A 22,125-nucleotide genomic window follows, 5' to 3' on the forward strand; every position below is an offset into this window, starting at 1 on the left:
GATGATTCGCGCCACATCCTTCAACGGCAAGACAGTCGCCGTATTCGGTCTCGGAAGTTCCGGGATCGCTTCGGCTCGTTCGCTTCTGGCGGGCGGCGCGACCGTTGCCGCTTGGGACGATGGCGCGGCCGGTCGAGACGCAGCGACGCGGGAAGGCATTCCGCTCGTCGATCTGTCTCAGACGGACTGGTCGCAGTTTTCGGCGCTGGTTTTGGCGCCCGGCGTGCCGCTCACCCATCCGGAACCGCACTGGACGGTGAGGAAGGCGCGTGCGAGCGGCGTCGAGATCATCGGCGATATCGAGATTTTCGCGCGCGAGCGGGCTGCGCATGCTCCGAACGCGCCGTTCATCGCCATCACCGGCACCAACGGCAAGTCGACGACGACGGCGCTCATTGCGCATATCCTTCGCCACGCGGGTCGCGATGTACAACTTGGTGGCAATATCGGCCGAGCCATCCTGACGCTCGAAGAGCCGGCATCCGACCGCTTTCACGTGATCGAGATGTCGTCATTTCAAATCGATCTGACGCCGACACTGACGCCGACGGTCGGCGTGATGTTGAATGTAACGCCGGATCATCTCGACCGGCACGGGTCGATTGAAAATTATGCGGCCGTCAAGGAGCGGCTTGTCGAGAGCGCGGAGATTGCGGCCATCGGGATCGACGACGACTTCGGTTTGGCGATGCTACAGCGTCGCGTGCAGACGGGTCCGGCGATTGCCTTCAGTGCCGAGAAGTCGTTAGCGCCCGGCTATAGCCTGCTCGACGATACGATCATCTGCAGCAATCGCGAGGCGCTGGCCGTCAAGCTCACGTCGTTGCGCGGTATCGCGACGCTCAGGGGCAAGCACAACGCGCAGAATGCGCTCGCAGCCGTCGGCACGGTGCGCGAGTGCCTGAACTGGCTCGGTCAATCATCTGACCTTGATTGGCTGGGTGCGCTCTCGTCATTTCCGGGATTGCCGCACCGGATGGAGGAAATCGGGCGGATCGAAAGCGTGCTGTTCGTCAATGACAGCAAGGCGACGAATGCGGATTCGACCGAGAAAGCGCTTCTATCTTTTCCGCGCGACGTGTTCTGGATCGTCGGCGGCAAGCCGAAGGCGGGCGGGATTTCGGCCCTGGAGAAATACTTCGGCGGCATTGCGAAGGCGTACCTCATCGGCGAGTCGAGCGAGGATTTTGCGCGGACGCTCGAAGGGAAGGTCGCGTTCGAACGGAGCGGCACGCTCGATGCCGCCGTTTCCGCCGCATCACGCGACGCCAAGGCAAGCGCGGGTGCTGAGCCTGTAATTTTATTGTCGCCTGCCTGCGCGAGCTACGACCAGTTCCGCAACTTCGAGGTTCGCGGCGACGCTTTCCGCAAACTCGTCGAAGCCATTCCCGGCGTCGTAATGCGGGGAGCCTCATGAAACTTTCGCGCGCCGATCGCAGCTTGCTCGCCGACTGGTCGTTCACGATCGATCGCGGTTTGCTGACGGCGTTACTGGCGCTCGTGGCGCTCGGCGTCGTGCTGTCATTCGCGGCGTCGCCTGCGGTTGCGATCAAGAAGGGTTTGCCGACCTACTATTTCGTCGAACGGCACGTGACCTTCGCGGCCATCGGCGCGGCGCTGATGCTCATTATTTCGCTGTTTTCGCCGGCGGGCGTGCGCCGCCTCGCAGCCGTGCTGCTGCTCGCGTCGGTCGCGGCCATGATCGTCGTGCTGTTCAAGGGTACGGCGCTCAACGGAGCGCAGCGCTGGCTGACGTTTGGAAGCTATTCGCTGCAGCCGTCCGAATTTGCGAAGCCCGCGTTCGTCGTCGTCATTGCGTGGCTCTATGGCGAAGCGGCCAAGCGTTCGGACATGCCCGCGCTGCCATTGGCGCTTCTGCTCTGGGGCGTCATGGCGGGCTTGCTCGTTGCGCAGCCCGACGTTGGACAGACCGTGCTGATCAGCGTGACTGCCGGATTGCTGTATCTCCTGGCAGGTCTGCCGCCGATCGGCGCGGCCGTCCTGGTGCTGGTCGGCAGCGGCGGCTTCTGGCTTGCGTACATGAATTTCGGGCACGTCCAATCGCGGCTGGAAAAGTTTTTCAGCGCGGCGCCTTTCGAAAATTATCAGGTCGGGCGCGCGATGCAGTCGTTTTCCGAAGGCGGATTTTTCGGGCGTGGCCCGGGTGAGGGCACGATCAAGTCGGTGCTGCCCGACGCGCACACGGATTATATCTTTGCCGTCATCGGGGAAGAATACGGCGTCATCGCCTGCGTCGCGCTGCTCGCGGTCTTCGCCTACATCGTGATCCGGGCCATGCAGCGCGCCAGCGATGAGCCGACCGCCGCCGATCGGTTGGCGGTGCAGGGACTGTCGCTGCTTCTCGGGCTTCAGGCGCTGATCAACATGGGCGTCAATATTGGGCTATTGCCGCCGAAAGGTATGACGCTGCCGTTTATTTCGGCGGGCGGATCGTCGATGCTGGCGCTGGCAATCACGGCTGGGATGCTGCTCGCGCTGACGCGCTGGCGGCCCGATCCGATGCGGCTAAAAACGCCGCGCCGCGTGCCGACCATCGACGAGGCCCATTTCACAAGTCATACTCCGTCTGTGTGAGCGGGGGAAAATGAGCGGCATACAATCGATCATGCTGGCTGCCGGGGGAACGGGCGGCCATCTGTTTCCGGCATTCGCGCTCGCCGAAGAGCTTGGGCGGCGGGGCGTCGCCGTCGATCTGATTACCGACATGCGCGGCGACCGATACGGCGGCGGATTTCCGGCGCGGAAGATTTATCAGGTGCCCTCGGCGACGCTGGCGTCGCGCGCGCCGCGCGATATCGCCGCGACCGTGTTCGCGCTTGCGCGTGGCACGAGCGCCGCGTTGCGGCTTCTGGGACAGGCGAAACCTCATGCGGTGATCGGCTTCGGCGGTTATCCGACCTTCCCGCCTCTGGTCGCGGCGCGGCTCAGGGGAATTCCGACGGCCATTCATGAACAAAACGCCGTGCTCGGGCGCGCCAACAAAATGCTTGCCAAGCGGGTGAACGCCATCGCGACGACGTTCGAGCGAACGAAGTTTCTCGACGGGGCGCTTGCCGCGAAAGTCGTTCTGACAGGCAATCCGGTGCGCAAGGCGGTGCTCGAAGCGGCGGCGATCGGTTTCCTGCCGCCGCTGCCGGACAGCCCCATTCGCATCCTCATTTTTGGTGGTAGCCAGGGCGCGCGGTTCCTTTCCGATATCGTGCCACTGGCGCTGTTCGCGCTGCCGGATGGGATGCGCAAGCGCCTGCGCGTCGTGCAGCAAGCGCGCGAAGAAGACATCGAGCGCGTACAAACCGCCTATCGCGAATCCGGGATCGATGCCGACGTCGCGCCGTTCTTCACCGATCTGCCGGCGCGGATGGCGGATTCGCATCTTGTGATTGGCCGGGCGGGCGCATCGACGGTTGCGGAATTGACCGCAATCGGGCGGCCGTCCATCCTCGTGCCGCTGCCGCACGCGCTGGACAACGACCAGTTGAACAATGCCCGGCGCCTCGAGGAAGCTGGCGGGGCCTGGTGCATCGAGCAGCGCAATCTGTCGCCCGAGCGCCTCGCCGATGAACTCGAAAAGCTTCTAAAATCCCCCGATACCCTTGCGGCAACGGCCAAGGCGGCTAAAAACGCGGGGCGGCCGGACGCCGTTCGTAATTTAGCCGATTTCGCATTGGCTCTTGCGGAGGGTCGTCGTCCGGGGGGAAATCGCACATCGTGAGTATCATTACGCGAGACTTTTCGGAGCGCGGCTCCGGCTTCACGAGGATACCTCTTTTCATGCAAATGCCGCGCGACATAGGCCCGTTCCACATCATCGGCATCGGTGGCATCGGCATGAGCGCCATCGCCGAAATTTTGGTCGCCAAGGGCTACACGGTGCAGGGCTCGGACCAGAAGGAAAGCGCCAACGTCCGGCGGCTGAGGTCGAAGGGCATCCGGGTTTTCGTCGGCCATGATCCGGTCAATCTGATCGGGGCGCGCTATGTCGTGATCTCGACGGCGGTGAAGCCATTCAATCCGGAATTGATCGCGGCGCGCCAGAAGGGCCTGACGATCATTCGCCGCGCCGAGATACTCGCCGAGCTGATGCGGCTCTATTCGACGATCTCCGTCACCGGCACGCACGGCAAGACGACGACCACGTCGCTGCTCTCGCATATTTTTACCGAAGCCGGCGAGGAGCCGACCGTCATCACCGGCGGCATCATCAATTCGTGGGGTTCGAACGCGCGGCTCGGCCAGGGCAAGTGGATGATCGTCGAAGCCGACGAGAGCGACGGCACGTTCACGCGGCTGCCGACCGAGATCGGCATCGTGACGAACATCGATCCCGAGCATCTCGACTATTTCGGCTCGGTCGAGGCGATGCATCGCGAATATGAAGCGTTCCTGAAAAACATCCCGTTCTTCGGACTCGCCGTTGCGTGCATCGATCATCCGGTTGTGCGCGACATGATCGAACGGCTGAATCTGCGCGCCGACGGGCGCCGGCTTTTGACCTATGGGCAGAGCCAGGACGCCGATCTTGTGCTGCAGTCGATCCGCATCGATGGCAACACGACGTATTTCGACGCGACGCTGACGGCGCAGGTCAAGGGTGGCGCACGCAAGCTCAGCGATTGGTCGGTGCCGATCCCCGGCGCGCACAACGCGCTGAATGCGCTCGCGGCGATTGCGGTCGCGACGCAGGCGGGTCTTGAAGACGCGAAGATCAAGGCCGCGATGGCTGGGTTCTCCGGCGTCAAACGCCGCTTCCAGTTCACAGGCGAATGGAACGGCGTCGGCATCTACGACGACTACGGCCATCATCCGGCTGAAATCGCGGCTGTTCTGGCAGCTGCGCGTGGAGGCGCCAAGGGCAAGGTGATCGCGGTCGTCGAGCCGCACCGTTTCACACGCGTGCGGGACCTGTTCGAGGATTTCGCGCGCTGCTTCAAGGATGCCGATCACGTCATCGTCGCGCCGCTCTACACGGCGGGCGAAGCTCCGATCGCGGGGATCGACAATCAGACGCTTGCGGCGCGGATCGCAACAGCCGGACGGCGTTCGGCCGAAGCCGTCGACGAACCGGTGGCGATTGCTCCGGCGATCAAGCGCGTCGCCGTTCCGGGCGATATCGTCGTCTGCCTTGGCGCGGGCAATTCGACGGATTGGGCGCATGCGTTGCCGGACTGGCTCGCGGGCACGGCGCAGCGGGCAGGGAGCGCGGCCTGATGTTCGACGACATCACGAGCGGCCTGCGCGCGCTGATGCCGGAACTCCGGGGACGTCTGATCGCGAATGCCTCGCTCGCGGATATCACATGGTTTCGTGTCGGCGGTCCGGCGCAGGTACTGTTCACACCGGCCGATGAAGCGGACCTCGCCTATTTTCTGAAGCGCAAGCCGCGCGACTTGCCGGTATTCGTCATCGGGCTCGGGTCGAATTTGTTGGTGCGTGACGGCGGCGTCGCGGGAGTCGTGATCCGGCTCGGCCGTGGGTTCGGCGAGATCAAGGTCGAAGAGGGCGGACGGCTGCGCGCCGGGACTGCGGTTCCGGACGTCAAAGTTGCGCGCGCGGCGGCCGAAGCCGGCATCAGCGGGCTGGCGTTCTACCGGGGCATTCCGGGATCGATCGGCGGCGCGCTGCGGATGAACGCGGGCGCTCATGCGCGCGAGACGAAAGACTGTCTGGTCGGGGCGCGCGCTGTCGATCCGGAAGGCAATGTTCATGTCCTGACGCTTGCCGACATGGGTTTCACGTATCGGCATTCGGCTATACCAGAGACATGGATTTTCACCGAGGCGACGTATCAAGGCGCTCCGGGCGATCCGGCTGAAATCTTGAAAGAGATGGATGAGGTCGCGGAGTACCGCGAGAAGAATCAGCCGATTAAAGAACGGACCGGCGGCTCGACGTTCAAAAATCCGCCGGGATACAGCGCCTGGAAACTCGTCGACGAGGCGGGATGCCGCGGCTTACGCGTCGGTGGCGCGAAAGTGTCCGAGATGCATTGCAACTTTCTGATCAACGACCGGCAGGCGTCGGGCGAAGACGTCGAACGGCTTGGCGAAACGGTCAGAGCGCGCGTCCAAGCGAAATCCGGTGTTACGCTGAGCTGGGAAATCATCCGCGTCGGGAATCCACGACCGGGTTCTTCGGTCGGCGCAGTGCTGGCGATCTTGGATAATACGGTCGATCAAGCCCAATCTTAGGCATCAGGAAATGGTGGGAAACGAGCCATGACAACACTCGGCGTCGTGCCAAAGCGCACACGCGATCACGTGGCCGTTCTCAAGGGCGGTCTGTCCGCAGAGCGTGACGTCAGCCTGAACTCCGGTGCGGCCGTCGGTGAAGCGCTGCGCGAGGAAGGCTACCGCGTCACCGAAATCGACGTCGATCGCAATCTCGCCGGTCAGCTCGAAGCCATCAATCCGGACGTCTGTTTCAATGCGCTGCACGGAAAGTTCGGCGAGGACGGGTGCGTGCAAGGCGTCCTCGAATTGCTGGCGATCCCCTACACGCATTCGGGAGTTCTGGCGTCGGCGCTGGCGATGCACAAGGAGCGCGCCAAGGACGTCATGAAGCTTGCGGGTGTCGCCGTAGCCGAAGCCAAGCTCGTCACGCGGCGCGAGGCTCTGGAACGCCACGTCATGCCTCCGCCCTACGTGGTGAAGCCGCCAATGGAAGGCTCGAGCGTCGGCGTCATCATCGTGCCGCCCGGAGCCGAGCGGCCGCCGAATTCGGTTGCCGCCGGGGGCTCTCTCGACCAGATCGTGATGGTCGAGCGCTACGTCGCCGGACGCGAGCTAACTTGTGCTGTCATTGGAGATTTCGTGACGGACGTCATTGAAATCGTGCCGCTCCGAGGGCTCGCTTTCTACGATTATGAATCGAAATACGGTCCTGGCGGCTCTAAGCACGAGCTGCCGGCACAACTTTTACCGGATGTTTACCAGTCAGTCCGTTCCTTAACGTTAAGGGCGCATCAGGCGCTGGGCTGCCGAGGCGTGTCGCGGGCGGATTTCCGTTTTGACGATACGGCGGGTGGAACCGGCGAACTGATCTGTCTTGAAGTGAACACGCAACCAGGCATGACGGGAACGTCCCTCGTGCCTGAGCTGGCGGGTCATGCGGGCTGGTCGTTCGGTGACCTCGTCCGATGGATGGTCGAGGACGCGAGTTGCAACAGGTAGCGGGCAAGCAACGGTTCTGGTGGCGGGCGCAGGAAGCGCCAACGCCGGAGCCGAAAGCTGTCCAGACCTTCGACGTTCCCAAGACGATCAGCACGGTTTCACGGCCCGCGTCCAGGCGTTCCGAGATGACGCTCAAAATTCCGCGCGGCGAACGGCGGGTGCGGAGATCGCGGCGCGCGACCCGGCGCTGGCTGAGATATTCTTTTTCGATGGGCGCGCTTCTGGCTGCGTCCGGCGCGGCGGCGCTTATGCTGCCGCTCAATCGCGCGACGTTCGTCAACGTGTCTCATGCGGTGGCGGAGAACGTGACGGCGCTGACGATTGCGGCCGGTTTCGGCATCAACCAGGTCAATGTCACCGGGCAGCACTTCGCCTCCGATAACGACATCTACGATGCGATCGATCTCACGAACGTGCGGACGTTCGCGGCGTTCGATTCGGAAGCGGCGCTGAAGCGCATCGAGCGCATTCCCTGGATCGACAAGGCACAGATCACGCGCGTTTTTCCCGGAACGCTCGATATCGTCGTTCGCGAGCGAACTCCGGCGATCGTCTGGACGCGGGGCAATGAGACGTATCTCGTCGATGCGACGGGCCGCGTCCTCGGGCCGATGCCGGTTGCAAGCACTTGGGCCTTGCCGCGCGTCGTCGGTGAAGGCGCGACCGATGAGGCGACGCCGATGCTCGCCGCGCTTCGGCAGTATCCCGACATCGAAAAGCAATACGCCTATGGCGAGCGCATCGCCGAGAGGCGCTGGCGCATCGTGCTCAAGAGCGGAACGATGATCGACCTTGGCGCCGACCGCGAAATCGAGGGCATGCAGGAAATTGCGGGTTCTGCCGCCGCGGCGCCTGCGCTTAAAGGCAAGCCGATGATCATCGATGTGCGCACGCCCGGCCGGATCGCGATGCGCGCCGCCGACGGCAAGCCTGCACAAACCGCCGCCCTGGAGTCTTCCGCCGGGCCACCCCTTACCGTCAGCTCACGATAGCAGGATGTCCATGGCTGATAGGCGCACGTATAGGACATTCGGGCTTCTGGACATCGGCACCAGTAAAACGGTCGCCGCCGTCATGGTGGCCGAGCATGGACCATCTCTGTCGGAGCCGTCGCTGCGGCTTGCGGGCCTCGGCCTGCAACGGTCGCGCGGCGTCAAAGCCGGGGTGCTGACCGATCTCGATGAGGCCGAGTCGGTCGTTCGCTCGGTTCTCGCGCAAGCCGAGCGCGCTGCCGGTGTTTCGGTCGGGAATTACACGGTTTCGGTTGCGGCCGGACGGCTCGCCTCGGCGCATTGCACGGCGCGTATCGACGTCGAGACCGGCCGCGTCACGCAGGACGATCTTCAGCGGCTCATGGCGGCCGGCGAAAGCTATGCCGAGCGCGACGGCCGCACGCTCTTGCATCTCAACCGGCTGGGCTACGAGCTCGACGGTGTCGGCGGCGTGCGCGATCCGATCGGGTTTTCCGCGCGCCGTCTCGCGGCTGGACTCCATGCCGTGACAGCCGACGAAGGGCCGTTGCGCAACCTGCTGGTCCTCATCGATCGCTGCTACGCGGAATGTGACGGCCTCGTTGCCTCGCCGTATGCGAGCGCTTTGGCCGTGACGACGGAAGAAGAGCGGCAGTTCGGTGTGACATGCATCGATTTCGGTGCGGGAACGACCACGGTCGCGCTTTTCGCCGATGGCGTGTTTGCAGGCGTCGAGGCGATCCCGGTCGGCGGTCAGCATCTGACTTATGACATCGCCAGGGCGTTGCAGACGCCACTCGCAGAAGCCGAGCGAATCAAAACGCTTTATGGCACACTGCTCAATGCCCAGTCCGACGAGCACGAATCGATTTCCTATCCGGTGGCCGGAGAGGAAGACGAGGGAAGCTTCGAAACCACCAAGGCGCGGCTGACGGCGATCATCCGGCCGCGCGTGCAACAGCTCTTGGGACTCGTGCGCGAGCGTTTGGCGCTCAATGCGGCGGCCCGATTTGCGGGGGACAAGATCGTTCTGACGGGCGGAGCCAGCCAACTTCTCGGACTTTCGGAATTCGTCGCCAATGAATTCGGCAGGCACGTGCGCGTAGGACGGCCTCAGGATCTCGTCGGCCTCAACGCTAGTCTTGGGGGACCGCAGCTCGCGACGCTTTCGGGTCTCGCGATTCTCAGCGCCCGAGGGAGCAATGAATTGAGTACGCCATCTCAGCGCAAGGGTTTGAAGCAAGGATATCTCGGCCGTGTCGGAACGTGGTTGAAGCACGCGTTCTGATTTCCGGTCTGATTAAGGTGCCGGAGCCGTTCCGGAGCGACGTCGTCGATTGTCAATTTTGAGGGTGCCATGAGCATCAAGCTGCAACTGCCGACGCTGGTCGATATGAAGCCGAGGCTGACCGTCATCGGGGTCGGAGGCGCGGGCTGCAACGCGGTCAACAACATGATCGCGGCCGGGCTGCAAGGCGTCGAGTTCGTCGTCGCCAACACCGACGCGCAATCGCTCGCGGCGTCGAGCGCGGAATACCGGGTCCAGCTCGGAGCCAATCTGACTGAGGGGCTCGGCGCTGGATCGCGCCCGGAGATCGGAGAGGCCGCGGCCGAGGAAGCCATCGCCGAGCTTCGCTCCCATATCGCCGGATCGCATATGGTTTTCATCGCCGCCGGCATGGGCGGCGGAACGGGCACGGGTGCCGCGACGGTCATCGCACGAGCGGCGCGCGAGGTCGGGGCGTTGACAGTTGGGGTCGTCTGCAAGCCGTTCGCCTTCGAAGGCGCGCGGCGGATGCGCATCGCGGAAGCCGGCGTGCAGTCGCTGCGCCAGCACGTCGATACGCTGATCGTCATTCCAAACCAGAACCTGTTCCGGATCGCTAATGAGCGCACGACGTTCGCGGAAGCGTTCGTGCTGGCCGACCAGGTTCTCTATTCGGGCGTCGCTTGCATCGTCGAGCTGGTTTTGAAGGAAGGTTTGATCAACCTCGATTTTGCCGACGTTCGCACCATCATGAGCAATATGGGCGCGGCGATGATGGGAACGGGCGAGGCGACGGGCGAGCGGCGCGCCGTTCATGCCGCTGAGGAAGCCATCGCCAATCCGCTGCTCGACGACGTGACGCTGCGCGGCGCGCGGGGACTGCTGTTGTCGATCTCGGGTGGGCGCGACATGACCCTTTATGAGGTCGATGCGGCAGCAAGCCGCGTTCGAGAGGAAGTCGATCCCGAGGCCAACATCATTGTCGGGGCGACTTTTGACGAGCAGCTCGGAGATCGAATCCGGGTTTCGATCGTCGCTTCGGGCATGAATCGCCCGAACGAGCAGTTCGCAGCGCCGCGCGCGCAGCAGCCGGGGCTTGCTCCCAATCAAGCGCCGGGTCCGGTTGCGCGCGTCGCTCAGTCTGCGGCGCATGCTGAAACGTTCACGGCGCAAAACAGCGGTGCCGTGCCGCCGCCACCGGGAGATCTACAGCGTCGACTTGCGGAAGCGTTGCAGCCTGCGGCGCCAACTATCCAGAATTATTCTAATCCTGGCGAAAGCGAATCACGCGCGACTCAACGCGACAGTTGGATCGCTCCCGGCAATGTGATGATCGAGGACGGGCTCGAGAATTTTCCGCCGCTCACGGGAAATGCATTGTTGCGAACGCCGCCGTTGCCGTCAGCGGGCATCGGACCGAGTGCGACTCATTCTTTCGAACCACAAGCGCCGACAGAATTTCAGCGTACGTCGCGTCGTCTTCCTGCGATCGAAGATTTTCCTCCGCAAGCGCAGAAGGAGTGGAACGCGCATCACGGCGCCGCTGGCGGACGTGCAGAATCGTCAGCAAAATCGGGTCTTTTTGGACGATTGGCGAATCTCAGTCGCAGCGTGAAATCCGGTCAGCATAGAGACGGCGCGCGGTCGTCCGATGATGACATGGATGCGGGAGCGAAGCAGATTATCGGTGGAAGAGAGCGGCGCTGAAACTGCGCCTGCATCAAGACGCACAGAGCGTCAAGCCGAGTTGCCAAGACGTAACAGAGTGTAAGAAAGCGTGATTTGTCGGTGTTAAGCGAAGCAGTTAGCTTTTGTGCATCGACTTCTCGTGCTGAACCTTTAGACAGCACTGACACGGCCAAACAAGGTCGGCAGGCTGGCAAAAATAAGAAGGCACAGCGCGCAAGTCAGGGGGTGGTCGGCCGCATTAATGCTGGGGAGCAGCGGCCCGCCAATAAATGAGGGACGGCGCTGTATGTCGAATCGATTCATCGGTGCGCGGCAAACCACGCTTGCCCGCGAGATCCAGTTGACAGGCACGGGGGTGCACAGCGGAGCTCCGGTATCACTCACACTGCATCCAGCAGAAGCTGATACTGGGCTCCGCTTTCTCGTTACGAAACGAGGACGGGTCATCTCGGAAATCGCGGCGCATGTTGCCAATGTCAAAAATCTGACGCTCTGCACCGTTATTGGTGATGAAGCAGGTACGACGGTCGGAACCGTCGAGCATCTTCTGGCCGCGCTGCGTGGCCTCTCGATCGACAACCTCTATATCGAGATCGACAGCAAAGAAGTGCCGATCATGGACGGCAGCTCGGCGGAATTTGTCGAGGCTATCGACCGGGTCGGTATCCGGGAGCTCTCGGAACCCCGCAAGTACATCAAGGTTCTGAAGTCAGTTCGCGTCGAGGAAGGCGGTTGCTGGGGGTCTCTTGAGCCCTATTCGGGCTTCCGTATGGACGTCGAAATCGATTTTACCTCGCCCGTGATTGGCCGTCAGCGGCTGCAATACGAGATGAGCCCGGGCATTTTCCGTCACGAAATCTCTCGCGCCCGCACGTTCGGCTTCATGAGCGATGTCGAGAAGCTGTGGAAAGCCGGTTTGGCGCTGGGCGCCGACCTTTCCAACACCGTCGCGATCGGCGACGGCAAAGTGATGAACCGCGAGGGGCTGCGTTATCCCCAGGAGTTCGTCCGCCACAAAATGCTCGATGCCGTGGGTGATCTGGCGCTTGCCGGTATGCCGCTGCTCGGCGCTTATCGTTCCTACAGAGGCGGTCACCGTCTGAATTCGATGGTGCTTCAGGCCCTTTTCGCTGATGCATCGAACTGGGCGGTCGTGCAGGCTCCCAAGACGCGTGCGACACGCTCGCCGGTTCAGATCACGGCTCCGGCAGCTCTCGCAGCCGCCGAATAGGCCTGAAAGGCTTTGTGATACCGGCGTACTCCGCCGGTATCGGCCTGGAATGCACCACAATCCACCGGTAAAATTTTCTGGGGTTTCGGGCGCTCGGTGGACTCGCACTAGTCTTTCAGAGCGCTCGGAGAAATGTTATCCGGACGTTCGTTCATCGACCGGTCTGCGGTGAGCGAAGAAGTGCGGTCAGGGTGGGAAGTACGCGGCGCATGACATTCGTGGGAAACCTCAGGAGAGCTTTGGGCGCCATTGCCGTTGTCGTTGCGATGGCGGGTTCTGGCTGCGCCTCGAACAAGCTCGATACGTCAGCGCTCAATCCCGATCCGCCAACGAAAATGTTCGCCAATGCCGACGCAAAGATGTCAAGCGGCAATTTCGACGACGCCGCGAAGCAGTTCGAAGCCGTCGATCGTGAGCATCCTTATTCGCCGGAAGCGCGCAAATCGATTGTCATGGCGGCTTACGCCTATTACCGCGCAGGCAAGACTCCTGAGGCGATTGCGTCGGCGGAGCGCTACGTCGCTCTGCATCCGGGCACGAAAGAAGCGCCCATGGCGCATCACATCATCGCCATGTCCTACTTCGATGACCTGAAGACGGCAAACCGCGATCAAACCGCGGCGCGCAAGGCGCTGGAGCAGTTCAAGATCCTGCGGACGCGCTTCCCGGAAAGCGAATATTCGAGTGACGCCGACAACAAGATCCGCATCTGCATGGATAACCTTGCGGCGCAGGAGATGGATGTCGGCCGCTACTATCTCAACCAGCATAATTACGTGGCAGCAATCAATCGCTTCAAGACGGTCGTCAGCGATTACCAGACGACGGCGCACGTCGAAGAGGCCCTGGCGCGCTTGGTTGAATCCTACATGGCGCTCGGGGTTGTCAGCGAGGCGCAGAACGCGGCGGCGATTCTCGGGCACAATTATCCGGACAGCAAGTGGTACAAGGATTCCTACGCCTTGCTGCAGACGGGCGGAGTCGGCCCGCGCGACGATAGCGGCTCGTGGCTCTCCAAGGCCTGGAAGTCGGTGCCGAAATTGGGTTTAGGTAGCGGCTGAAGCTCCCGAGGCTGCTTAATTCTTAATGTCTCAAGGTTGAGAGCGCGGTGGGTTTCTGCCGCGTTTTTTGTTTTCCGCAGTATAATCCCGGGCGACGATGGCTAAGAAAACCCAAAAGCGCGCTTCTGATGCGGCTCGCCCGGCTTCGCCGGTGGAGCAAAGCGTGGACGGCGAAATCGCCCGGTTGTCCGCGGAAATCGAGCGCCACGATGCTCTTTATTACCGCCATGATGCGCCCGAAATTTCGGATGCCGACTACGACGCGCTTCGCCGTCGTCTGACCGCACTTGAACAGGCGCACCCGGAGCTGAAACGCGCCGGAAGTCCGAGCGAGAAAATTGGTTCCGCGCCCGTCGCGGCGTTCGGCAAGATTTCCCATGACGTGCCGATGCTGTCGCTCGGCAATGCGTTCGACGATCAGGATGTCGTCGATTTCGTGCAGCGCGTTCGGCGGTTTCTCAATCTCGGCGAGAGCGACGATCTTGAAATCACGGCCGAGCCGAAGATCGACGGACTTTCGATTTCGCTCCGCTACGAAGGCGGCCGGCTCGTGCAGGCGGCGACGCGCGGAGACGGCGCGGAAGGCGAGAACGTCACCGCCAATGTCAAGACGATCAAGGAAATCCCGCACGTTCTCGAAGGCAAGGATATTCCAGACGTCATCGATGTTCGCGGCGAGATTTATCTCGGGCATAAGGATTTCGAAAAGCTCAACGCGGCGCAGGCTGCGAATGGCGGCAAGGTCTTCGCCAATCCACGGAACGCGGCCGCCGGATCGCTGCGTCAGCTGGATTCTTCGATCACTGCGCAGCGGCCGTTGCGGTTCTTTGCCTATGCGTGGGGCGCGGCTTCGGACTTACCGTCGGAAACGCAGCGCGGCGTTGTTGCCGCCTTCAAGGCCTGGGGCCTGCCGGTCAATTCCCTCATGCGGATTACGCGACGGCCCGAAGACCTCCTCGAATTCTATCGCGACATCGAAGCCAAGCGCGCCAAGCTCGACTATGACATCGATGGCGTCGTCTACAAGGTCAACCGGCTCGACTATCAGCAACGGCTCGGCTTCGTGTCGCGCTCGCCGCGCTGGGCCGTTGCGCACAAGTTCGCAGCGGAACGGGCGACGACGGTTCTCAATAAGATCGACATCCAGGTTGGCCGCACGGGCGCGCTGACGCCGGTCGCGAAGCTGGAGCCGGTGACGGTCGGTGGGGTCGTCGTCTCGAATGCGACGCTGCATAACGAGGATGAGATCGCGCGTAAGGACATCTGCGAGGGCGATACGGTCGTGGTGCAGCGCGCGGGTGACGTCATCCCGCAAATCGTTGAGGTCGTGCGCGGCAAGCGGCCGAAGAGCGCCAAGCCGTTCGTGTTTCCAACAGTCTGTCCTGTGTGCGGCAGCCACGCCGTGCGCGAGGCGGATGAGGACGGCAACGCAGCGGATGTCGTTCGCCGCTGTACCGGCGGGCTCATCTGCGGGGCGCAGGTCAAGGAACGGCTGAAGCATTTTGTTTCGCGCAATGCCTTCGACATCGAGGGGCTCGGCGGGGAAAAGATCGAGTTCTTCTTTGAGACCGGCCGCATCAAGTCGGCCGCCGACATCTTCACGCTCGAAAAGCGGGATGAAAAATCCAACGAGCCGCTGACGAAGGTCCGCGGCTTCAAGGAAACGTCCGTCAACAAGCTGTTTGCGGCGATCAACGCGCGGCGGACCGTGCCGCTCGACCGGTTTCTGTTTGCGCTCGGTATTCGTCACATCGGAGAGACGACCGCCAAGGATCTTGCCAAGGCTTACGGCACGCTCGAAGCGTTGCGGTCGGCGGTCGACGCGGCGATACAAGCCGGCAAGGAAAGCGAAGCCTATCAGGACATTGATAACATCGAAGGTATCGGAGAAACGGTTGTCGATGCGCTGATCGACTTCTTCAGCGAACAGCACAATCAGGAACAGCTCGATGCGCTGCTGAAAGAAGTGACCGTAACGGCATTCAAACGCGTGCAGATCAATTCGCCGGTGACGGGCAAGACCGTGGTTTTCACCGGCACGCTGACCAAGCTGACGCGCAATGAGGCTAAGGCTCAGGCCGAGCGTCTTGGCGCGAAGGTGGCGGGTTCGGTGTCGAAGAAAACAGACTACGTCGTTGCGGGTGCGGATGCTGGGTCGAATCTCGACAAGGCGCGTGCGCTTGGGGTGTCCGTGCTCGACGAGGACGGATGGATCGATCTGATCGGGCAAGTCTAGAGCCGGCGTAGATCACCGGCCTGGACTTCAGCCTCCGGATAGGCTGGCGCTGATGGCGACGCGAATGTTTCCTTCGTGCTCGATGATTTCGACGTCAACACTTGCGTCAGCGGGGCTTATCTCGACGGATACGACCGCGTCGGGTTTTGCCGTCGCGGCGATCAGCGGCAGAAGTGCGCGCGGAAAATGCGGCGCCGCGGTGATTTCGTTGATCGTGTGCATGCGGCTCTCCTGCCAGGTCCGTTCGGGTAAGGACGCTAAACGGAGGCCGGATATTTTGCGGTTCCGCGCGGAACACCGCGCCGGATCGGTTTTCAGATTGGACGCGTCGCGCGTTCGAGCCAGTCGCGCGTCTGGCCGTCGAGCCCGGCGGCGAGCGTTTCGAAGACGCGCTGATGATAGGCGTTGAGCCAGTCACGCTCGCTCCGATCGAGCATATCCACTGCAATCAGGCGGCGATCGATTGGCGCCAGCGTGATCGTCTCTAACGCCATCATCTGCCGTTCGCCGTCGCCGATCTGTTCCGGCGGCGTGACGAGCACGACATTTTCGATGCGAATGCCATAGGCGCCGACCTTGTAGAAGCCGGGCTCGTTGGAAATCAGCATGCCCGGCTGCAGCGGAACCATACCTCCGCGCGAAATCGACTGCGGGCCTTCGTGCACGGAGAGATAGCTTCCGATGCCGTGGCCTGTGCCGTGATCGAAGTCCTCGCCGATCGCCCAGAGAGCGCGGCGCGCGAACGGATCGAGGTCGATGCCGCGCGTGCCTTTCGGGAAGCGTGCCGTCGCGATCGCGATGTGACCTTTGAGGACGGCCGTAAAATTCCGCGTCATGTCGTCGGAGGGCGTGCCAATGGCGACCGTGCGCGTGATGTCGGTTGTTCCGTCCTGATATTGTGCGCCGCTGTCAATCAGGAACAGTTCGTTCGGCTCGATCTTTCGGTTGGTTGCTTCGGTGACGCGGTAATGCACGATGGCGCCGTTCAGTCCCGAGCCCGAGATCGTTGGAAAGCTGATTTCGCGCAGCATGTTGGTTTCGCGGCGGAAGGCTTCGAGCCTGCGCACGGCGGTGATCTCGTCGAGTGAGCCGCTCGTCGCGTTGTCGTCGAGCCAGGCGAGGAAGCGCGCCACGGCATGGCCGTCACGGACGTGTGCAGCGCGTGTTCCGGCGATTTCGGCTTCCGTCTTGATGGCTTTCGGCAGGATGCAGGGGTCTTGCCCGCGCGAGATCGTGGCCGCGCCGAGCTTCATTTCAAGCCAGAAGCTCGCAGTTTCCGGATCGATGCGAACTTTCTTTCCTTGCTTCTTAAGCGCGGCGAGGCGTTCGGCCATCGCTTTCGGCGGCAACAGTTTGGCGACCGGTGCGACGTGCGCGCGGGCTTCCGCGTCCAGTCTTTGCGGTTCGATATAGAGTTCGGCCTTGCCGCTCGCGGGTACGATAGTGAATGCAAGGACGACCGGATTGTGCGCGACGTCGCTGCCGCGAATGTTGAACAGCCAGCAGATCGAATCCGGCAACGTGAGGATTGCGGCGTGCTGGCCGTCGGCTTTCAAGCGCGCCTGGATGTCGACGAGCTTGTCCGATGCAGCGCGGCCTGCGAACGTCAGCGGCTGTGCGATGACCGGATTGGCCGGAGGTTTCGGACGCGCCTTTCCCCAGAGCGTATCGATCGGATTTTTAGATAGCGGCTTGAGCTTGATTTTTTTTGACGCCAGCGCGGACTTGAGACGAGCGATCTCGCCCGCTGTGTGGTTCCAGGGATCGAAGCCAATCGTCTGGTTCTTGCCGAGGGCGCCGAGAAGCCACTCCGACAAGCGTGCGCGCGGCAGAAGCGAGACCTCGAAGATGTCGGTGTCGGTTTCGGCCTTGGCCTGCACGGTGTAGCGGCCGTCGATCAGCAGCAGCGCGGATTTCTTCGTGACGACCGCAAGACCGGCGGAACCGGAAAATCCCGTCAGCCACTGAAGACGCTCGGCGCACGCGGGTACGTATTCGCCCTGGTGGCTGTCGGCGCGGGGCACGAGCACCGCGTCGAGCTTCGCCTTGGCCATCAGCGCGCGCAACGCTTTGGTGCGTTCGGCGACGTGATCGGGTCCGGATTGCAGCTGGAATGTCTGGAACATATTCGAGGTTCTAGGCGGCTGTCGCGACTCGGGCAACGGCGAATTAACGCCGGGCAAATGTCAGCGTTGACCAGCCCGTGATGCGATCATGCCGAAGCAGCGTGAACCCTTGCGCGAGATAGCTGGCGACGACCTCGGGCGCTTGCGGAATAAGAATTCCGGACAGCACGAGCGTTCCGCCCGTCGTGACGGCGCGGGCGAGGTCGGGGGCCAATCGAATAAGGGGGCCGGCGAGGATATTCGCGATCAGGAGATCGAATGGCGCGCGGCTTCGGATTTCGGGATGGGTCGTGGCGCTAGCCTGCGTGACCTTGATCTGCCGGGCGACGCCGTTGAGGCGCACGTTTTCGGCTGCGACCTTGACGGACTGGGCATCCATGTCGGCGGCGACGATGCGCGCATGCGGAAGCGACTTGGCGACGGCGATCGCGAGGACTCCTGATCCGCAGCCGAGGTCGAGAACGGAGTCGAACTTGGGGGATCGCGCCAAGCGGTCGATGGCGAGCAAGCAGCCGAGCGTCGTTGCGTGGTGAGCTGTTCCGAAGGCTTCGCCAGCGTCGATCAGAATTGTGTGGGGGCCGCGCGCGACGCGATCGCGATCGTGGCTGCCGTGAATCGTGAAACGTCCGGCGCGGACGGGCGGAAGTGCTGCCTGCGAGATCGCGACCCAGTTCAGCTCGGGAACGTCTTCAGCCGTGAAGGCCGGTAGAGGCTCGGGAAGCAGCCCGTCAAGCTCCGCTGCGATGTCGCGCGGACCTTGCGTTGCATCGAAATAAGCTTCGACCCGCCAGCGATCCGGGCCGTTTTCGAAAACGGTCAGGGCGTCGGGCGGGGGCTCGAGAAAGTCCTGCAAGGCATTGCCGGTCGCGTACGCTTGCGCGCGATCGTTGAAGTCGGCCGCAAATTTTTTGAACGTCATGGATATCAAGCTGCCGGGGGTGGGTTCCTTCCTTCGACCTCATAACCCTCGGAAGGAATTGGATCGGGAAGGTGGTCTAGGAACTGGTCCCATTTCTCGTCGATGTGTTTCGCGGCCTGGGCGGGCGGCAATGTGACAAATGTTCCGTCGGCCTTTTCAATGACGATGCCGTCGCGGATCAGGCGGTCGAGGGCGTCGTCGATTTCAAAATCGACTTTGATGCCGAAGGTGCGCGACAAATACGACTCGATCGCCAGGTCGATGGATGGGAGATCGGCGCGCGTCGACTTTTCCTTGGCGAGCACGCTGTAGAGAAGCATCTCCTCCTTCACGTCTTCCTCGGCGCCGCGCGCGGCGATCTTGAGAATGACGCCGCGATTGTCGGCCATCGTGTGGAAGTAGAGGTTCTGCGCCATCACGACCATGTAGCGTTGCTTCTGGTTCAAGAACCCCATCGCCTGTCTGGCGGCGATGCCGCTCAGGCCCGCGAGCGCGCCGACGGCCGCGATCGGATTGCTCGCGAGAAGCGCGATTTTTCCGGCCGCTCCGAACGCGCCCATTCCGAGGCCGCCGCCCGCCGTCACGCCGAGGCGCAGCTTGTCGAACGAACGGAAGCGAACCTCCGTATTTGGGAAGATCATCTCGACGTCGGTGCGCGGGATGTTCTTGAAGAGCTTGAGATAGATGTTCTTGTCGGCGATGCCGGGGGGCATGTGACTGCGCGCGCGTTCGACCGACTTCTCGGCGCTTGCGCGGCTGCATCCTTTTTCGCGCATCACCTCGTCGACGCGCGCCTCGAACGGCTTCAGCTTGAACATGATGAAAAGCCGCTGGAAGATCGGGACGTCGAACTCCTCCTTGCGCAGGAATTTCCGGATGTTGCGGCGCTCGTATTTCTGATTGGACGCGCCGCGGTAGTAGATGACGATGCGCTCAAACGCCTTCATGTCGACGTTCAGATCGAGCCCGTAATGGCTGTCGCGCGTCAAGATCATCTCAACGTCGGTCGGATCGATGCGCTCATAGTTGGCGCGCTGAAGCAGGCTTTCCACGCCTTCGAACACGCGATGTTTGAGAGCTTCGCGGTCGTCGTCAGAAAAGTTGCGCGTCATCAGCAGGTCGCTATCGGGCGAGAACGTTTCGTAGGTCTGCTCGAGATCGAGGAGCAACGCGAAATATTGCTGCTGGCGCCAGTAGTCTAGGTAGCGGAAAAAGCGGCGCGCGTCGGCGGCTTGGCCCGCAGGCCAGAGATAGGGCAAGGTCAGGCGATCGAGGAGCGCAAATCTCGTAACGGGGATGAAGCGCTCGCGTTTGCGTTTATCGTCGGCTGCCAGAACATCGTGAACGCGTCGCGCCGCTTGCCCTTCGCTAACGGGCGCAGGCTTTGCGTCGAGATCCGTCAGATCATAAAGGCGTTGAAAAAGCCCCTGCTTTTGCTGCAGGCGGCCATTCGTCATATCTGCCGACATCAACGCAACTCCCGTCGTATTCCCGTTATCGGACGAAATTCCACCCCTCGTGCGGTCCTACCTCTTAGCGATACGGCAATGCTTGTCGAGCAGTCGCAAATCTTCCGTACGCAAAGATGACCGATCGCGATCGGATGCGCCTTTTTTGCGGGTTCTACGAATCCCGCCTGCTTTAATCAGGAATAGAGCACAAGCTCTCGATGTGGGAAATCAGTTCATAACTTTCGGAATCCTCACAGTGGCACCCGAGTTACGCTAGGATCATTGCTAAGCGGGGACGTGTTGGGGGTGCTTCTTGGGGGCCGCGTATGGGGGCGTTACGGTTACTACTTCTGGTTATTTCGACTTTTGCAGCAGTGTTGCCGGCCGGCGCCGACGATCTCGTCATGCCTTATGCGTGCGCGATTGATCGCGGCACGCCGCACCTGACGGCGGCTGAGCCTACAACCTATGAGATCATCGGGTCTCGCGAAGACATGCCCTTTTCGGCGTGCCGTTCCGCGGCTGCGGGCAGCTGCGAAACGATGATGGTCCATAAGTTCAGCATTACATGCGGCGGACAGAAGATCGCGTGGAGTAAGGTCGCCGCTGCCGGACGCGCCGCCGGCGTCGATCTCCCGGCGCGATTGCCGTCGGGATTTGCACCGGTTAGCCGGTTCAAGGGGCGTTTCGTATTGCCGGGTTTCGGACGCACGACGCGTCTGCCGAAGGTTGAGACGCAATTGCTTTCGGCCGACAGTGTTATGGAGACGAGTTCGATCTCTCACGATGCCGAGGAGCCGCGCTGGGTTACGGTCATCGATCCGGCAATGCAAGCGTCCGCGTCCGGAGGCGCGTTCAAGGTCGCGGGCGTGATCTCGACGTTGCTCATCTCGCTGATGGCGGCCTGCCTGTTCGTGGCGCGCCGGCGGATGCCGCTCTCCTACGATTTTGCGCGGTCGGCGCAGTTTTCCGAGTCATCGCGCGAGACGTTATGGCGTTCGGCGGGGCGTAAGTTCGCGGCCATGGGGGGGGTGTTCCAGCGGAGCGTCTCCGGATTGTTCGAGCGGGCACCGGCTGATGCGCCAAGACGCGGCGGCAATGACGCGGTGGCCATTTTATTGGATTCCGTGCACGCGCGCGTCGTCGAAACAGAACTTCTCATCGCGACGCTGCCGGCTGATCTGCTTCTGCGCGACGTTCTGCAGACGGAACTCGACGCGCTGCGAGGCCGCGTCGCCGACGTCTCGCGACGGGCGGATCAAATGGGCGACAAGCGTGCGAATACGGTTTTGCGCGCGATGCTGAGGGATCTCGATCGGATCACGCGGATCGTGCAGGGGACGTCGCGCAAGGACGATGCCGCCAAGCCGCGGGTCACCGACGTCCCTTCGACCATTTTCGAAGCCTATCGCAGTCTCGGGCTCAACCCGGAAGCGCCTCCGGTGGCGGTCAAGAAGGTCGTTGATGCGCTGCGGATGTCATGGCATCCCGATCATGCGCGCAGCGAACCCGACCGACGGCATCGCGAGGAGCGAATCAAGCAAATCAATGCGGCTTGGGATTTGCTGAAGGGGTCTCAGGTCGAGGCAGCCTAATCTGTTAAAAATGACAACCCGACCGAAGATACGAGAACGGCGCCATCTGAGCGGCGCCGTTTGTATGGCCTGGGATTTTCTTTCCGACGCGAAACTTAGCTAGGGCGCGGACGACGCGCCTTAAGCGGAGCAGCGATGGGCGACCGGCAGATTGCGAATCTGCTCATCGGTCAGCGGTTCTAAGTCTTGCACTATAATCGCCGCAGCCTTGGGCTTGGTTTGCCCCCGCTTCGCTATGCCGAGGCGCATGGCGAGTTGGTCGTTAAGTCCGCGGACGATGCCGATCTTACCTCTCAGTGGAAAGCGGTAAGTGCTCATGGATAGCTCCTCTCAAGGACTCTACCCTCCCAAACGAAGTTTCCCCACTTCGGTTGCACGCCCGCGCGCTT

General features: G+C 62.1%; 18 protein-coding genes. 13 read left to right on the forward strand and 5 right to left on the reverse strand.

Annotation, left to right across the window (positions count from 1 at the left end; all coding sequences use genetic code 11):
• Position 1: 1 nt before the first annotated feature.
• The 12 genes from murD to ligA all read left to right on the forward strand — a co-directional run bounded on the left by murD (position 2) and on the right by ligA (position 15,645).
• On the forward strand, positions 2 to 1,417 hold the full coding sequence (gene murD / locus WC026_RS12255) for a UDP-N-acetylmuramoyl-L-alanine--D-glutamate ligase (protein WP_372711268.1): 1,416 nt from the start codon (positions 2 to 4) through the stop codon (positions 1,415 to 1,417).
• Positions 1,414 to 2,595, forward strand: a complete 1,182-nt coding sequence (locus WC026_RS12260; RefSeq protein WP_372711270.1) for an FtsW/RodA/SpoVE family cell cycle protein — start codon at positions 1,414 to 1,416, stop codon at positions 2,593 to 2,595. Before murD ends, WC026_RS12260 begins: the two co-directional genes overlap by 4 nt.
• 10 nt (positions 2,596 to 2,605) lie before the next feature.
• Positions 2,606 to 3,733, forward strand: coding sequence for an undecaprenyldiphospho-muramoylpentapeptide beta-N-acetylglucosaminyltransferase (gene murG, locus WC026_RS12265; RefSeq protein ID WP_372711271.1), 1,128 nt, complete (start codon positions 2,606 to 2,608; stop codon positions 3,731 to 3,733).
• A 59-nt stretch (positions 3,734 to 3,792) separates the two neighbouring features.
• Entirely contained in the window at positions 3,793 to 5,229 is a 1,437-nt protein-coding gene (gene murC, locus WC026_RS12270) for a UDP-N-acetylmuramate--L-alanine ligase (RefSeq protein ID WP_372711292.1), read from the forward strand.
• Entirely contained in the window at positions 5,229 to 6,209 is a 981-nt protein-coding gene (gene murB / locus WC026_RS12275; protein ID WP_372711272.1) for a UDP-N-acetylmuramate dehydrogenase, read from the forward strand. Before murC ends, murB begins: the two co-directional genes overlap by 1 nt.
• A 27-nt stretch (positions 6,210 to 6,236) precedes the next feature.
• Positions 6,237 to 7,190, forward strand: coding sequence for a D-alanine--D-alanine ligase (locus tag WC026_RS12280; RefSeq protein ID WP_372711273.1), 954 nt, complete (start codon positions 6,237 to 6,239; stop codon positions 7,188 to 7,190).
• On the forward strand, positions 7,178 to 8,182 hold the full coding sequence (locus WC026_RS12285) for a cell division protein FtsQ/DivIB (protein ID WP_372711274.1): 1,005 nt from the start codon (positions 7,178 to 7,180) through the stop codon (positions 8,180 to 8,182). Before WC026_RS12280 ends, WC026_RS12285 begins: the two co-directional genes overlap by 13 nt.
• 10 nt (positions 8,183 to 8,192) lie before the next feature.
• Positions 8,193 to 9,449, forward strand: a complete 1,257-nt coding sequence (gene ftsA, locus WC026_RS12290; protein WP_372711275.1) for a cell division protein FtsA — start codon at positions 8,193 to 8,195, stop codon at positions 9,447 to 9,449.
• 69 nt (positions 9,450 to 9,518) lie between these two features.
• Complete coding sequence (gene ftsZ / locus WC026_RS12295; RefSeq protein ID WP_372711276.1) at positions 9,519 to 11,135, forward strand: cell division protein FtsZ; 1,617 nt, start codon at positions 9,519 to 9,521, stop codon at positions 11,133 to 11,135.
• Between the two features lie 268 nt (positions 11,136 to 11,403).
• Positions 11,404 to 12,348, forward strand: coding sequence for a UDP-3-O-acyl-N-acetylglucosamine deacetylase (gene lpxC / locus WC026_RS12300; RefSeq protein ID WP_372711277.1), 945 nt, complete (start codon positions 11,404 to 11,406; stop codon positions 12,346 to 12,348).
• A gap of 209 nt (positions 12,349 to 12,557) precedes the next feature.
• Positions 12,558 to 13,409 (forward strand): outer membrane protein assembly factor BamD, encoded by an 852-nt coding sequence (locus WC026_RS12305; RefSeq protein WP_372711278.1) that lies wholly within the window; start codon positions 12,558 to 12,560, stop codon positions 13,407 to 13,409.
• A gap of 97 nt (positions 13,410 to 13,506) precedes the next feature.
• Entirely contained in the window at positions 13,507 to 15,645 is a 2,139-nt protein-coding gene (gene ligA / locus WC026_RS12310) for an NAD-dependent DNA ligase LigA (RefSeq protein WP_372711279.1), read from the forward strand.
• 27 nt (positions 15,646 to 15,672) lie between these two features.
• On the opposite strand, the gene WC026_RS12315 is transcribed toward ligA, so the two are convergent.
• The 4 genes from WC026_RS12315 to WC026_RS12330 form a co-directional block, all read right to left on the reverse strand.
• Positions 15,673 to 15,867: a hypothetical protein gene (locus WC026_RS12315; RefSeq protein WP_372711280.1), complete on the reverse strand. Its 195-nt coding sequence runs from the start codon at positions 15,865 to 15,867 to the stop codon at positions 15,673 to 15,675.
• A gap of 92 nt (positions 15,868 to 15,959) precedes the next feature.
• On the reverse strand, positions 15,960 to 17,771 hold the full coding sequence (locus WC026_RS12320) for an aminopeptidase P family protein (RefSeq protein ID WP_372711281.1): 1,812 nt from the start codon (positions 17,769 to 17,771) through the stop codon (positions 15,960 to 15,962).
• A 43-nt stretch (positions 17,772 to 17,814) separates the two neighbouring features.
• The gene (locus tag WC026_RS12325; RefSeq protein WP_372711282.1) at positions 17,815 to 18,690 is read right to left on the reverse strand and encodes a 50S ribosomal protein L11 methyltransferase; all 876 of its coding nucleotides are present in this window, start codon (positions 18,688 to 18,690) and stop codon (positions 17,815 to 17,817) included.
• A gap of 5 nt (positions 18,691 to 18,695) precedes the next feature.
• Entirely contained in the window at positions 18,696 to 20,159 is a 1,464-nt protein-coding gene (locus WC026_RS12330) for a TMEM143 family protein (RefSeq protein WP_372711283.1), read from the reverse strand.
• 308 nt (positions 20,160 to 20,467) lie between these two features.
• On the opposite strand from WC026_RS12330, the gene WC026_RS12335 reads away from it, so the two are divergent.
• Complete coding sequence (locus WC026_RS12335) at positions 20,468 to 21,736, forward strand: molecular chaperone DnaJ (RefSeq protein WP_372711284.1); 1,269 nt, start codon at positions 20,468 to 20,470, stop codon at positions 21,734 to 21,736.
• 120 nt (positions 21,737 to 21,856) lie between these two features.
• Here WC026_RS12335 and WC026_RS12340 read toward each other — a convergent pair whose 3' ends face one another.
• Entirely contained in the window at positions 21,857 to 22,054 is a 198-nt protein-coding gene (locus WC026_RS12340) for a hypothetical protein (protein WP_372711285.1), read from the reverse strand.
• Positions 22,055 to 22,125 lie beyond the last annotated feature (71 nt).

This window comes from Hyphomicrobium sp. (genome assembly GCF_041674905.1).
Lineage (GTDB): Bacteria > Pseudomonadota > Alphaproteobacteria > Rhizobiales > Hyphomicrobiaceae > Hyphomicrobium_B.

Coding starts and splice junctions, on each gene's coding strand:
- murB (WP_372711272.1), top strand. CDS start 5,229: ATGTTCGACGACATCACGAGCGGCCTGCGCGCGCTGATGCCGGAACTC.
- WC026_RS12315 (WP_372711280.1), bottom strand. CDS start 15,867: ATGCACACGATCAACGAAATCACCGCGGCGCCGCATTTTCCGCGCGCA.
- murD (WP_372711268.1), top strand. CDS start 2: ATGATTCGCGCCACATCCTTCAACGGCAAGACAGTCGCCGTATTCGGT.
- murG (WP_372711271.1), top strand. CDS start 2,606: ATGAGCGGCATACAATCGATCATGCTGGCTGCCGGGGGAACGGGCGGC.
- ftsA (WP_372711275.1), top strand. CDS start 8,193: ATGGCTGATAGGCGCACGTATAGGACATTCGGGCTTCTGGACATCGGC.
- lpxC (WP_372711277.1), top strand. CDS start 11,404: ATGTCGAATCGATTCATCGGTGCGCGGCAAACCACGCTTGCCCGCGAG.
- WC026_RS12260 (WP_372711270.1), top strand. CDS start 1,414: ATGAAACTTTCGCGCGCCGATCGCAGCTTGCTCGCCGACTGGTCGTTC.
- WC026_RS12320 (WP_372711281.1), bottom strand. CDS start 17,771: ATGTTCCAGACATTCCAGCTGCAATCCGGACCCGATCACGTCGCCGAA.
- WC026_RS12340 (WP_372711285.1), bottom strand. CDS start 22,054: ATGAGCACTTACCGCTTTCCACTGAGAGGTAAGATCGGCATCGTCCGC.
- murC (WP_372711292.1), top strand. CDS start 3,793: ATGCAAATGCCGCGCGACATAGGCCCGTTCCACATCATCGGCATCGGT.
- WC026_RS12325 (WP_372711282.1), bottom strand. CDS start 18,690: ATGACGTTCAAAAAATTTGCGGCCGACTTCAACGATCGCGCGCAAGCG.
- ligA (WP_372711279.1), top strand. CDS start 13,507: ATGGCTAAGAAAACCCAAAAGCGCGCTTCTGATGCGGCTCGCCCGGCT.
- WC026_RS12305 (WP_372711278.1), top strand. CDS start 12,558: ATGACATTCGTGGGAAACCTCAGGAGAGCTTTGGGCGCCATTGCCGTT.
- WC026_RS12330 (WP_372711283.1), bottom strand. CDS start 20,159: ATGTCGGCAGATATGACGAATGGCCGCCTGCAGCAAAAGCAGGGGCTT.
- WC026_RS12335 (WP_372711284.1), top strand. CDS start 20,468: ATGGGGGCGTTACGGTTACTACTTCTGGTTATTTCGACTTTTGCAGCA.
- WC026_RS12280 (WP_372711273.1), top strand. CDS start 6,237: ATGACAACACTCGGCGTCGTGCCAAAGCGCACACGCGATCACGTGGCC.
- ftsZ (WP_372711276.1), top strand. CDS start 9,519: ATGAGCATCAAGCTGCAACTGCCGACGCTGGTCGATATGAAGCCGAGG.